The 13371-nt window shown below is 69.1% G+C and carries 10 protein-coding genes; 8 read left to right on the top strand and 2 right to left on the bottom strand.

The window, feature by feature from the left end; all coding sequences use genetic code 11:
- Nucleotides 1-354: 354 nt before the first annotated feature.
- Nucleotides 355-2115 carry an arginine--tRNA ligase gene (gene argS, locus A6F73_RS02735; protein ID WP_063346268.1) on the bottom strand — a complete coding sequence of 587 codons (1761 nt, stop codon included), beginning with the start codon at nucleotides 2113-2115 and terminating at the stop codon, nucleotides 355-357.
- 305 nt (nucleotides 2116-2420) lie between these two features.
- Between argS and A6F73_RS02740 the strand changes: the two genes are divergently transcribed.
- From A6F73_RS02740 to A6F73_RS02775, 8 genes are read left to right on the top strand one after another with little or no spacing between them, the layout of a single operon-like run.
- The gene (locus tag A6F73_RS02740) at nucleotides 2421-4259 is read left to right on the top strand and encodes a hypothetical protein (protein ID WP_159398331.1); all 1839 of its coding nucleotides are present in this window, start codon (nucleotides 2421-2423) and stop codon (nucleotides 4257-4259) included.
- 46 nt (nucleotides 4260-4305) lie between these two features.
- Nucleotides 4306-6318 carry an SPASM domain-containing protein gene (locus A6F73_RS02745; RefSeq protein WP_063346270.1) on the top strand — a complete coding sequence of 671 codons (2013 nt, stop codon included), beginning with the start codon at nucleotides 4306-4308 and terminating at the stop codon, nucleotides 6316-6318.
- Between the two features lie 11 nt (nucleotides 6319-6329).
- On the top strand, nucleotides 6330-7529 hold the full coding sequence (locus A6F73_RS02750; protein ID WP_063346271.1) for a glycosyltransferase: 1200 nt from the start codon (nucleotides 6330-6332) through the stop codon (nucleotides 7527-7529).
- Between the two features lie 5 nt (nucleotides 7530-7534).
- The gene (locus A6F73_RS02755; protein ID WP_159398332.1) at nucleotides 7535-8572 is read left to right on the top strand and encodes a radical SAM protein; all 1038 of its coding nucleotides are present in this window, start codon (nucleotides 7535-7537) and stop codon (nucleotides 8570-8572) included.
- Nucleotides 8565-10217, top strand: a complete 1653-nt coding sequence (locus tag A6F73_RS02760; protein ID WP_063346273.1) for a pyridoxal-dependent decarboxylase — start codon at nucleotides 8565-8567, stop codon at nucleotides 10215-10217. The genes A6F73_RS02755 and A6F73_RS02760 overlap by 8 nt, the downstream gene beginning before the upstream one ends.
- Before the next feature lie 5 nt (nucleotides 10218-10222).
- A complete protein-coding gene (locus tag A6F73_RS02765; protein WP_159398333.1) occupies nucleotides 10223-11020 on the top strand; it encodes a hypothetical protein in 798 nt (265 codons plus the stop codon).
- Nucleotides 11013-11747, top strand: coding sequence for a sulfotransferase (locus tag A6F73_RS02770; protein WP_063346275.1), 735 nt, complete (start codon nucleotides 11013-11015; stop codon nucleotides 11745-11747). Before A6F73_RS02765 ends, A6F73_RS02770 begins: the two co-directional genes overlap by 8 nt.
- Nucleotides 11744-12277, top strand: a complete 534-nt coding sequence (locus A6F73_RS02775) for an adenylyl-sulfate kinase (protein WP_063346276.1) — start codon at nucleotides 11744-11746, stop codon at nucleotides 12275-12277. Before A6F73_RS02770 ends, A6F73_RS02775 begins: the two co-directional genes overlap by 4 nt.
- A 7-nt stretch (nucleotides 12278-12284) precedes the next feature.
- Here the strand turns inward: A6F73_RS02775 and A6F73_RS02780 are convergent, their stop codons facing one another.
- Complete coding sequence (locus tag A6F73_RS02780; protein WP_159398334.1) at nucleotides 12285-13139, bottom strand: methyltransferase domain-containing protein; 855 nt, start codon at nucleotides 13137-13139, stop codon at nucleotides 12285-12287.
- Nucleotides 13140-13371: the final 232 nt, after the last annotated feature.

The following is a 13371-nucleotide window of genomic DNA, read 5'->3' on the forward strand; positions in this document are numbered from 1 at the left end:
GAATCACCCGCACAGCGTACCGATCGATATCGGCCCGGCAGAAGGTGCCGTCGTTCCGCGGCCCGGAGAACGAGCGGGAGCGGCCGAGACGACAAGCAGCAGGTCATCGCGACGTGCGTGTCAGCACCTGATCATAGAGCGAAGTACACGGGCGAGGGGGCGGGTCATCGACAGGTCGACGCGCTCGGCCAGCAGTCAAGTGAGCATCCCTGATCACCGCCATGAAGCTGCTGTCGGCGCCCGAGTAGAGCACCGACTCGCCAACAGCCCCCGCGGGCCGCAGACACCTACCGTCCAGTGCGAAGCCTTCGGGTGGACCAGGCAATCACCGTCTACCCGAAGGCTTCGCACCGACTACAGCCGCTCGGGGGTCCCGATGCCGAGGAGGTCCATGCCCTGGCGGAGCGTCTGGCCGGTGAGCCGGCAGAGCAGCAGCCGGGTCTCCATGACCTCGCGGCTGGGGGCCTTGAGGACGGGGCAGTGCTCGTAGAACGTGGTGTACGCCGCGGCGAGGCTGTGCAGGTAGGCACAGAGGCGGTGGGGTTCGAAGGTCTCGGCGACGAGGTCGATGGTGGCGCCGAATTCGTCGAGGAGGAGTCCGAGGGCGCGTTCGGCCGTCTCCAGGGCCAGGTCCTGGTGAGCGGTCGGGGTCACGCCGTCTGGGGCCTTGCGCAGGATCGACTGGATACGGGCGTAGGCGTACTGCAGGTAGGTGCCGGTGTCGCCGTTGAGGGAGACCATGCGGTCGGCGTCGAAGATGTAGTCGCGGGTACGGGAGGTCGACAGGTCTGCGTACTTGACCGCGCCGATGCCGACCTGCTTGGCCCGGTCTTCGAGTTCCTCGGTGGCGAGCTGGGGGCTCTTCTCGGCGACAACGGTGCGGGCCCGGTCGACGGCTTCGTCGAGGAGGTCCATGAGGCGGACCGTCTCGCCGGAGCGGGTCTTGAAGGGCTTGCCGTCCTTGCCGAGGACGGTGCCGAAGCCGAGATGCAGTGCGCGGACGTTGTCGGGGAGCCAGCCGGCGCGGCGGGCGGTCTCGAAGACCATCTGGAAGTGCAGGGCCTGGCGGCTGTCGACGACGTAGAGGAGCTGGTTGGCGCAGAGCATGCCGACGCGGTCGCGGATGGCGGCGAGGTCGGTGGTGGCGTAGCCGTAGCCGCCGTCGCTCTTCTGGACGATGAGCGGGGTCGGTTCGCCGTTGGGGCCCTTGATGTCGTCGAAGAAGACGCACAGGGCTCCATCGGAGCGAATGGCGACGCCGGAGGCTTCGAGGTCGGCGCACACGTCGGCGAGCATCGGGTTGTAGTAGCTCTCGCCGACTGCGTCCGCGTCTTCGAGGAGGACGCCGAGGCGGGCGTAGACGGCTTCGAAGTAGACCTTCGACTCGTCGACCATGCCCTGCCAGGACGCGACGGTCTCGGCATGGCCGGCCTGCAGCTCGACGACGCGCCGGCGGGCCCGGTCGGCGAAGTCGGCATCGCTGTCGAACTTCGCGCGCGACGCCTTGTAGAGGCGGTTGAGCCGGGACATCGACGGCCCGGAGTCATCCGACTGGATGTCTTCGTCGAGCTCGACGGGGTGCTCGATCAGGTACTGGATGAGCATGCCGAACTGGGTGCCCCAGTCCCCGAGGTGGTTGCGCCGGACGACCTTCTCGCCGGTGAACTCGAGTGCGCGCACGAGCGCGTCCCCGATGATCGTGGAGCGCAGGTGGCCGACGTGCATCTCCTTGGCGATGTTCGGCTGGCTGTAGTCGATCACCGTGACGCCGGCCTCGGCGTTGCTGCCGACACCGAGTCGGGCGTCGGCCGCGCGGGCGGCCAAGCGCTCGAGGATGGCGGCGTCGGTGACGGTGACGTTGATGAAGCCGGGCCCGGAGACCTCCAGGTTCGCGACCACCTGGTCAGAGCTAAGGTTCTCGAGCACACGCGCGGCCACCTCGCGGGGGTTGGCGCGAAGCGGCTTGGCCAGGCTCATGATGCCGTTGGCCTGGAAGTCGGCGCGGTCACTTCGTCGCAGCTGGGGGTCGCTGTCCGCGGCGTCGGGGAACGCAGTGGAGATCGCCTGTGCGAAACGCTCGCGCAGCGCGTCGGCGATGGAGAGGACCGTAGGCATAGATCGAAGGACCACTTCTGTGAGAGGGCGGATCCGCGGACGGGACGCGGGAGTCGCACAGCGCGCCGCTCCGTCGAGCGGTCGGCGCCATCTGCCGAGTATCCCATGCCGCACAGAGCCAACGGCCCGATTATGGTCGTCGCGGAGCGAAGCCTTCACGCTCAAGATCCTTGACCGTGGATCATCCTGAGTGATCATCAGCACCAACGGTGGAGCCCTCCACCTCCGAGGAGGCACGCGTTCCGTATCCCCCCTTGAGTCGAATCCGCAAATTCGATCGAACACAGCGTGATGGAGCGGCTACGGTGGCAAGCCTGCTGTGCGGCGCTCGGGAGGGAAGTGGGGTGAGCAGGCTGTCTAGGAGTGCGGGTGGTTCGCCGGGCATCGCCTCGGCGATCCGGGCGGTGTTCGCCGGTGACGGCGAGGGGCATGCGCTCGACGATCCGGGGTTCGGCGACGTCACCGGTGCAGTGCGGCGGCTGCGCCACGAAGGGTGGGACCTCGTGGCCAAGCTCCGGTCACGGGCGGCGGCGCACGCGGAACGCGCCCTCGCCTCGGAGGCGGCGCGTCGCCTGGGCGCGCTCACAGTGGACGGGTTCGGGCGTATCGACGTGTGCGTTCCCGACCTGATTCCACTCGACGACCGTACGGCCGCTCTGGTGTCGCCCTACCTCGGGATCCCGCTCTCCGCCTCAACGGATGGTCTGGCCGGCTTGTCGACGGAGGAGATCGAGGATCTACTCCTGGCGGTGCTGGGGCGCGGAGTGGAGGCGTCCGGGTGCATTCCGCGGAACATGTTCCGGCAGAGCGACCGGACGGTCCTGATCGACTGGGAAGACGCGCTTCTTGTTCCAGCGGGCACCGCCGCCCCCAACGCCCTGACCGTCATGAAGTGGGACATCGCGTGGTCCGACCTGACCGGCCGCGATCTCGACCTCAGAAGGCGCATCACGGTGCGGAGCGGCGACGAGCCCCCACTGGACGATTTCGAGTCCATACTCGCCGCCTGGCTGCCGGCCGGACTGACCGCACGGGAGGTGCGTCGCCGCGGCATCGAGTTGACGCTCGCGAGCGAACTGCCCGCCGTGGGGCCGAAGTCCGCGAGTGCCGCCCGCCTGGGTCATCTCGCCGAGGACGTCCTACAGCCCGGCCTCGGTGTCTTCCACACGGTGCTGACCTCACAGCTACGAGCAGACCAGGGTGAGGACACCTATGCCGATCTCCTTCACCAGCTGGATGTCCTCACCGAATGCACCGTTAGCGGCGGCGGCCGTGGCCTGGAGCGGTTACGCCGACCGTGGGTTCTCGCCCTGTTCTCCACGGCCGAGCGCCCGTTGGCCGCCGGCCTCCAATCGCTCAAGCATCTGGTCTTACGCCTGGAGGAGCTGCGGGGCGTTGACGGGTGGGATGCGGCATGTGAGCGCGCCCAGGTCGCCGAGGAAGTCACCGCCCGCATTGCCCGGACTGCTCAAGCCGTCCTGGGGCTGGAGGGGTTGGAGCTCATCTTGCGCGGCTCGTGCGCGCAAGGAGTCCTCGGACGCGGTAGCGACATCGACTTCGAACTGAGCTCACCCGGCCACCCTCACGGGCATTGGGCGCTTGAGGATCTTGTGATCGAGGTGCTCGCCTGCCTGGGTCTTGCGGCCGAGGGCTCCGCCGCCCGGCCGACCGAGCGGGATGTCGTCAGCGCGGACGGGATGTTGAGCCGCGATCTCCACGAGTGGTTCGAGCTGCGCCGGCCCGGCGTAGACCATCACTCCCCTGGCTGGGTCGCCACCGCCATCGCCGCCCCGTCGACCACCGTCATCAGTCGGCCGAGCGAGTACGAGCGGCGGGGCCGCGAACTCACCGCCAAGTACCTGTGGTTCGAGTCCCGGGCGTTGCTGGCCCGGCTCGTGTTCGCCCGCTCCGCAGCTGCGCCGCCTCCGGTGGAGCTGGTCCCCCAGCTGTCGCTCCTGCACGAGCTCGTTCCGAGTGACGAGGCCGCCACGGTGGAAGCCCTGGTACGCCGAACGTTCGCCCTGCGGGAGGCGGCCGACCACGCGCCGCCGACCACCGGCCCGGACACGGAGGTGGAGCAGCTGGCCGACCGGCTGGACGTGCTGCGTCGCCGCCTCGATCTACCTGGCCCGCGCAACCTGTAATCCCGCTCCGCCCCGATCCGCGCCATCTCAACCCGAGAGGTCAACCGTGATCAGCGACGCGATTCCACTGTCCACCAGCGATGCTTCGCACGTCTCCTTCGCGGACGGCTACACCTTCCATGTCCGCGGGGGCCAGATCACCGCCCCTGGCAAGCAGTGTCCGTGCGGCGGCCTGGAGCCGGTCCACCAGGTCACCTCCTACCGTGAGGCGTACCCGCAGGCCCAGCTGTCGCTGACCGACGTCTGCAACATGGGCTGCACGTACTGCTCGTTCCGGGACCGGGTGCACGCCGACGGCAAGCCCGTCACCATCCCGCTGGAGACCGTGGTGCAGGGCCTTCGCACCCACCGCGAGCGGCTGGTCGAGGAGAACGCCCGGTACAGCCGGATCGACTTCGGCCTGGCTGGCGAGACCATGCTCGTGCGCCACATGCACGACGCGGTCCAGGAGCTGGTCGCCGAGAACCTCGCCCACTCGCCCGTCGCCGTGATCTGGGCGGGGCCCATGGTCACCAACGCGACGCTGTCGATGACGGCCGAGCTCGCCAAGCAGCTCGGCCCGCCCCAGGACATCAGCCTGGACGGGCCCCGGGACGTCCACGACCGGGTGCGCTTCTACACCGGTGGCCGCGGTGGCACGTACGATCACGTGCGTTCCGTGCTCGACCAGGTGCTGGCCCGCCACCCCGACATGGGGGTCTCGGCGGTCCTGACCGCGTACTGCACCGACTTCGTGGCGATCTTCCGCCACCTCTTCGAGGACGTCGGCGCCCGCAACATCTACATGAAACCGGTCAACGCCACCCACGACAAGACCTACGCGCTCAACGCCGCGACCCTGCCGGCCTTCCGCCAGGGCTACGCCGACCTCGTCGAGCACATTCTCGCCCAGCCCCCGGAGGGCATCCTCGCCCGGCTTCTCGCCCTGAACTCCGAGGACTTCTTCATGCGGTTCTTCTACCGCGTGAAGGACCGCGCGGCTCAGGTCTACCGGTGCGGGGCCGGCAAGAGCGGCACCTACCTGGACACCAACGGCAACCTCTACCCGTGCGCGCACTTCATCGGCAAGTCGGGCTGGCACATCGGCCACGCCTCCACCGGCGTCGAGGACACCGAGCGCCGCAAGTACCTCGACCTGGTCGTCGATCAGCGGGACGAGTGCTCCTCCTGCCCGTCGCGTTACGTGTGTGGCGGCGGCTGCTACTACCAGGCGGTCCTTGCGAACGGTGACATCACCAAGCCCGACGGTGTGAAGTGCGACCTGATCCGTTTCCTGACCGACCTGTCGATCCGCCTCGTCGTCGCCCTGCGCGAGCGGCACCCGGAGGTGCTGGACGCGCTGCCCTCGCCGTACGGACTCACCACCGAAGCGCTCGTCTCCTCCCCCGAAGCCGCCTACCAGCCCGCGGCCCGTCTCAATGCCGCGGTCGACGATCAGCGGGTGCCCATCCCGCTCGCCGGTCTGGGCCGGGTACGAGGCGGACTGGCCAGCCCTGCGGGACTCACCGTCACGCTCGCCCCAGGTGCCGAAGGGCTCGCGGTGCGGCTGGAGTTGGGGGATACACCCGGCGCCGTCCAGGCGGTCCGCGTCCGCCTGCAGCCGTTGGGCGAGGGCGTGTTCACCCTGCATGATCTCGCCGCCGGGCAGTGGCCCGGCGAGCGGTACCTGCGGTGCACCCGCGACGGCGCCTGGTGGCTCGCAGCCCCCACCGCCCGATTCCGCCGTGTTCCGCATCCCGATCCCGTCTGGGAGGACGCCCACGACGTCCGCCTCTCCTGGGAGGCCGATCACCTGGAGCTCCTGCTACCACTTCCCGAACCGGCCGGTTCCGGCGAGGGGCTTGGTGTGAACGTGTTCGCGGACTTCACGGACGGCGGGTGGACGGCCTTGACGCTGCACGAGCCGTTCGCGGCCCTGGACCTCAACGCGAAGGGTCCGCTTCGCTTGTCCGGCCCGGAGGCACCCGGGCGAGCGGCCTCGGCGGGAGTCAACGGCCGTATGCCCGTTGAGCTCACGCCGCTCAGTCGCTGGGCCGGGCTCCAGGGCAACACCTGTTGACGGGAGGCAAGATGCGTATTCTTCTGGTCACCCACCGGTTCGCGGGAGAGGAGGCTGGCGGGACGGAGATCCTGGCCGACGATCTCGCCCGGGCCCTGATAGCGCGAGGCTTGGACGTCGCGTGGCTGGCGGCCGGCGACCCGCCGTCGCCGCAGCTACGCACCGCGGCCGAGTACATCAGCGTGCCCGCGGTCTTCGCACGCGACTACCCGGCCGGTTGGCAGGTCCAAGAGGATCAGCAGGCAGCACTCATTGAACAGTTGCTCGCCTCGCGACCTGCCGTCGACCTCGTCCACGTCCTGCACTTCAGCCGCATCGGCCTGGCGTTCCTCGACACCGCACCGCTGCGGAACGTGCCGGTCGTCGCGACGCTGACCGACTACACCACCGTCTGCCCCGACCACCAGCTCCTCGTGCGCTCCACCGGTGGCCAGTGCACCAGTACCACGCCCTCGACCGGCTGCTTGGGATGCCTGGGTGCACCAACTGCGGCGGCTGGGGACGTGGAGTCGTGGCGGGCCCGCAATGTCGTGTGGCTGAACAGGCGGGTGCGGGCGCTGTGGACGCAGACGCCGCACCAGGCTGTGGAGCTCGCGAAGGCCGGCGTCGCGATGGACAAGATGGTCCGGGACCAAGCTTGCTACGGGCTTCCAGACAGCTGGCAGTCGCTGGCCGAGAACAGTGGCGGCGGCGAGTACCTGCTCTTCCTCGGCCGGTGCTCACCCGAGAAGGGCCTCCACGTCCTGCTCGACGCCCTCGCGCACAACCCGACCACGCTACCGCTCCTGGTCGCGACCGTGCCGGACGACGCCGCGTACGAGGAGCGGATGCGCCTGGTCGCCGCAGCCGATCCGCGGGTGCGCTGGCTTCCTCCGCTCTCCCGCTCCGACGTAGGGCCGGTGCTGGCCGGCGCCTGGGCGCTGCTGGTGCCCTCGCAGTGGTGGGAGAACCATCCGATCGTGGCGCACGAGGCCCGGGCCCTGGGCGTGCCGGTGTGGTCCTCGGCGGTGTCGTCCATGCGCCACCTCGCGGACGACGAAGGCGTCCACCTCGTCGAGCAGTACGCCGACCCGGCTTCGTGGAGGCAGGCGATCGATGCCGCGGCCGGATACCAGGAGCTGCGGGTGCCGTCGTTCGGCCGCCGGGCGTCGGCGTTCGAGGCGTTCGTCGACGAGATGGTCTCCGTCTACAGGAAGGAGGCGATCAGGTGATGCCCATGCACGTGCCTTCGATCGTGGTGCCGGAGCGCTTTCGGAAGTTCCTCGTCACCGACGACTTCGACCGCTACGGGCTCGAACCCGGCCGACCGACGCCAACTCCCCAGTACCTGCAGGTGGAACTCACCGACCTGTGCAACCTCGCCTGCGCCGGATGCGTGCGGGCAGTGCACGACAGTAGCGGCGGACACCTGCCCTTGGACGCCTTCGTCACGCTGCTCGAGCAACTGCCCGATCTCGGCCACGTCTCCTTCGTCGGCGCCGGTGAGGCGCTGATCGTCCGCGACTTCGCCGCCTACGTCCAGGCGTGCACCGACCGATACGTGTTCACCTCGACGAACACCAACGGCCTACTCGTGCGCCGTCGTCTCCAGCCGGTCCTCGACGCCGGACTGGGCTTGCTCGCCATCAGCGTCGACGGCGCCGACGATGCCACGCTCGGGCGGATGCGCTCCGGCCTGCGCCGATCCCAGCTGTCCACCGCACTACGGGAAGCTGCGGAGATGACGCGACAGCGCGACACTGCTCTGTCGGCCGCGGTGACACTCTCCACCGCCAACCTCGACCAGTTCCCGGCGATCGTCGACTTCGTCGCGGACCACGGCGTCACGCGCATCAACGTGGAGAGCCTGCACCACTGGGGCGACGACAAGACCCTCAACACCGAGTCCCTGTTCGCCGCCCCACCCTCGCAGGTCGTGCCGTACCTGGAGGCCGGCCTCGCCCGCGCTGACGAGCTGGGGCTGCAGCTGTCGATCTTCGACTACTCCCGGCTGGCCTCCCCGGCCGCCGGCCGGGCCGTGTGCCCGTGGCCCTGGGACGCCAGCTACATCACCAAGGACGGCGACGTCACGCCGTGCTGCATCCACATGGAGTCCTCACCCGGAAACGTGCTCGGCAACATCCACCAGGCGCCGATGGCCGAGATCTGGACCTCGAAGCCGTACGGAGCCCTGCGGGACTCCTTCCGATCCCACGGCCCGGCCTGGTCCTCGTGCGAAGACTGCGTGTACCGAATGGAGTTCGGACGTGTCTGAGACCCACACACCCGCCCTCCTGGGCAACCGCCCGACCGAGGACGGCCGGCGGCTGCTGCACCGGGCGGTCGACCTCGGCCTCGACTTCGCCTCCGGAGCCTTGCGCGACGACCTCGTCCTGCGGCATGCGACGGTCAGCGAGCTCATCGACCGCTTCGCCGGCCCGCTCCCCGAGGCCGGCGAGAACGACGAGCAGCTGCTGGAGGCGCTGACCGAGATCGCCCAGTGGTCGATCTCCCAGGCCGACCCGCGCTATCTCGCGTTCCCCGACACCGGCGACAGCATCGCCGCCCTCGCGGCCGACATCGTCGCGTCCTTCCTCAACCAGAACCTGATCGCCTACGACCGCAGCGCTCCCGCCGCCAGCGTGATCGAGGCCCAGCTGATCACCTGGCTCCGGGAACTCATCGGCTACCCGGTCACGCCTCTGGCCGACTACCAGGGACTCGCCTCGCTCGGCGGCATGTGGACCTCCGGTGGCAACATGAGCAACCACATCGCCATCGCCGCCGCCCTCACCCACACCTACCCCGAGATCCGCACCACCGGCCTGCGCGCACTCCCCGAGCAGCCGGTGATCCTGCTGGCCGGCGGCGTCGAGCACTTCTCCTACCTCGCCGCCGCCCAGGCCCTCGGCCTCGGCACAGACGGACTCCTATGGGCGGACGCCACCCCGGACTTCACCAGCGACCCCGCCTCCGTCGCCCACCTGCTGGCCTCGCCGCCTCCCGGCAAGCGGATCTTCATGGTCGTCGGCGTCGCCGGCAACTGCCGCACCACCGGCATCGACGACCTTCAGGCCCTCGCCGACCTCAGCGAGCAGCACGGTGTGTGGTTCCACGTGGACGCCTGCCACGGCGGCAGCCTGCTCTTCTCCGACAAGCTCAGGGTCCGGCTCGCCGGCATCGAGCACGCCGACTCGGTCGCTCTCGACCCGCACAAGGGCCTGTTCGTCAGCTACCCCTCCAGCTACGTTCTCTTCCGAGACCCCGCCGCGCTCGGCCGCTTCGCCCGCTACCCGGACCGCGCCCACGATCCCGGCTGCCTCGACCTCGGGCTGATCACCCCGTTCTACGGCTCCCGCGGCTTCGAATCGCTCAAGCTCTGGGCGCTGATGAAGTACCAGGGCGTCGACGGCATCGGCCGACTCGTCGAAGACCGCCAGGCGACCTTCCAGAAGATGATCGACCTTCTCGAGCGCACCGGATGCTTCCGGATGCTCGGCACCTCCGACTTCTACCGGTGCGCCTTCGTCTTCCTCCCCACCCCGGTCACCGAAGCCCTCGAACAGAAGGCCCTGCCAGTCGCGCACCACGCCGCGATGCGCGACCTCATCTCCCGCTACACCGCCGCCTTCGCCGACCGCCTGTACCGCGCTGGCACGGTCGTCTTCGACCTGTTCGCGCTGCAGGACCTCGCCGACCGCCTCGGGCTCGGCAGCAGCGCCAAGTACCAGGTCATGGGGATGTGCGTGGGCCACCCGCACATCCCCAACCAGGTCGAGCGCGGAATCGAGCGGGACATCACCGAAGCAGCCGGGGACCTCACCGCCCGCATGCTGGAAGACCTCCGCACCTTGCTCACGTCCACGGACCCGGCTAGCAGCACCCCGGGGACGGACGTGACCGGACCGGCGGGCTGGTGACCGCCGTGACCTATCCACCCGCGTTCACGATCGCCTACCTCGTCCACAGCGACGTCGAACTCCTGCGCCGCACCATCCCCACCACCCTGGACGCCCTGACCCGCGGCACCCGCCACCCGTACGACCTCGTGCTCGTCGTCGACGGCGCAGAAAGCGCCCCGGCCGACGAGATCCTCGAACTCGCCCACAACACCTGGGGGTTCGACGAGGTACGGCTACGCCGGCGCACCCGCCACCGGGCCTCCGGCGACCAAGCGAACAACATCCACACCCACTTCGTCAGCGACAAGAGCCGCTTCCTGATCACCATCGAAGGCGACGTCGTCGCCTTCCGCGACCCGAGCACCACCGACGTCCTCGCCGAGATCGCCGAAACCTTCGACCATTGCCCTCAGCTCGCACTCGCCCAGCGCATCGACGATCACGACTGCTGGCAGTGGAAACTAGAAGAGGCCGGCCCGCCACTGAGCGGCCGAGCCCGCTCCGTCAACCGCATCTCCTCCCACTTCCTGATCTACGACAGCCAGCGGGCCCGCCCCATCATGACCGCGGCCGGCGGCATCCCCGGCGACCAGTTCCACGACGACGGCCAGCACTGGATGAACTACGAGGACTGGCTCTCCCACACCTTCGCCCAGCCCACCGGCCCCGGCATCGGCTACCTGCACCGCCTCCCGCTCCGGATCTTCCACTGCGACGAGAAGACCGCCCCAGGTTCCGCCCACTACCGCCGCGACATCGCCACCCGCCTGCGTGTCTTCGCCGAGCGCGAGCACGCCGTGAAGGAGGAACTCGGTGCCTGACCACCGTCTTGTCCCCTCGCCCGTGTTCCTCCTCTCCCCGATCCGCTCCGGATCGACCCTGCTGCGCTGTCTGCTCGGCTCCCACCCCGACGTCCATGCCCCGCACGAACTCCACCTCGCCGGCTACACCGTGGCCGTCGACGACGAGTTCACCGACCTGTCCATGCGCACCCTCGGCCTCGCCCGCACCGACCTCGAGCACCTGCTCTGGGACCGCCTGCTGCACCGCCAGCTCACCGAGACGGGCAAGAGCGTGCTCGTCGAGAAGTCCCCGGGCAACGTGCTCATCTGGCAACGTCTCGCCGCCTGCTGGCCCCAGGCCCGCTACATCGTCCTGCGCCGGCACCCGGTCGCCATCGCCGACTCCATCTGCCGAGCTGGCGACGCCAATGACCTCGCGGAAGCGGCCGTCACCGTCGACAAGTTCGCCACCGCTCTCGACGAAGCCGCCGCCAACCTTCCGGGCACCGTTCACGTCACGTACGAGCAGCTCACCGCCGCTCCGGAAGCCACCTGCAAGGCCCTGTGCGAGCACATCGGTATCTCCTGGGATCCGAGCATGCTCGACTACGGCCGCCACGATCACGGCCCGTTCGTCTACGGCATCGGTGACTGGTCGCCCCAGATCGCCTCCGGCCGCATCCAGGCCGCCACCCCGCCGCCCTCGGACGCGAATATCCCCCAGCTGCTCAACTCCTGGTGCCAGAAGTGGGGCTACGCCCCGTGAACCAGCCGCGATCATCAGCCGTCTTCTGGCTCCTCGGGCTGCCGGCCTCCGGCAAGACCACCCTCGCCCGCCACCTCCTCGACCACCTCCGCGCCGAGCACGGCGTCGAATGCGGGTTCTACGACGCGGACGCCGAACGCGCCGCCGGCGTGCTGCAGGATCTCGGCTGGTCACCCTCCGACCGCATCGCCACGATCCGCGCCCTCGCGCACGCCGCCAGCCGGCACCAGGTCGGCATCGTCACCCTGGTGACCTCCACCGAGGCGGAACGGCAGCTCGCCGCAGACCTTCTCGGAGAACGCCTCCACCTCATCCGCGTCCACGCGCCCAAACCGGTGCGCCACGCCCGCGACGCCCTCCGCACCGTCCGCGCCTACCGGCCCAACCCGGCACCGGACGCGCCGGAGCTGTCCTGGTCCGATCCCGAACAGCTCGCGCTGGCGCTGGACACCACGGCCCCGCTCAGCACCACCGTGAACGCCCTGTGCACCTTCGCCGCCACCGTCCTCGCGAACGCCTCTTCCCCATAGACGCTGGTCAAGCAGCAGTCGGGAGATGCGGCATCGATCCGGCTCGCACGTGGGCCGTCTGCCAGCCGTCGTGCGAGCCAGCCCCATGCCCGCTGCGACCGCTCCTCACCTTCTCCGCCACCGCGATGAACGCCAGCTCGGAGAAGAAGAAACCGCCCAGCTGGTCCGCCTCGCACACCGAGGTGTACCACGCCTCGACCTCCTCAGGGGCGACCGCGCAACGACCGTGCCTGGCGGCCGACAACAGAGCCTTCCGAATCTGGTCAACCCGATCCTTCGCATGCCCCGTGAACGCGGTCGACCACGCCAGCAGTGGTTCAACTCCGACGAGGTCCAGCGGGCTACGGGCGAGGAGCAATCCGAGCTTGCGGCCGATCCTGCCATCCGCGTGATCCATCCAGCTCTGCGCATCGTCCGCGAACGCGTGGCACACCCGCCGATCGAGATCGGCGTCCGCGCCCGCGATGACCATCGAGTCGAAGTCGACGTGCGCGATGACCGCCCGCCCCCCAGGCCGAAGAACTCGCGCCACCTCGGCCAGCATCTCCTGTGGGTTCGGCAGGCACTCGATGGTGTTGTACGACAGGACGACGTCCACACTCTCGTCGGAACACGGAAGACGGTCGCGCAGATCCGCAACGATCGTCGTCATCGCCCCCTTGTGGCCTGCCAGAGCCGCGTGGACCCGGCGCAACGACTCCACCGAACGGTCGATCCCAATGAGGGAAGCCTGCGGCACCTTCCGGCTGACAGCCCGAAGCGTCGGTCCCCCACCGCACCCGAGATCAACAACCCGGTCGGTAGCCCGCGGGCCAGCCAGCTCTACAAGGCGCGCATGGACCGGCTCATCACTATCGGACACGGCGCAGCCCTCTTTCCGGTCCGCACCAGAGCCCGAGATGGCGCCACCAATAATTCAGGTTTGCACTATATGACGCCTTCTGAGATATCTCATCCCGAGATCCTCCGACATGCCACTCCCCTTGATGACGGCACGTAGTCGACCGGCCGACCGGAAGGCAACCGGCGCCAGCGCCGCACCTGCAGTAACCTGCCGTCCACCCCAGAAAGACCCCGAACCGGTTACGCGCAGT

The organism is Streptomyces sp. MJM8645, assembly GCF_001625365.1.
Lineage (GTDB): Bacteria > Actinomycetota > Actinomycetes > Streptomycetales > Streptomycetaceae > Kitasatospora.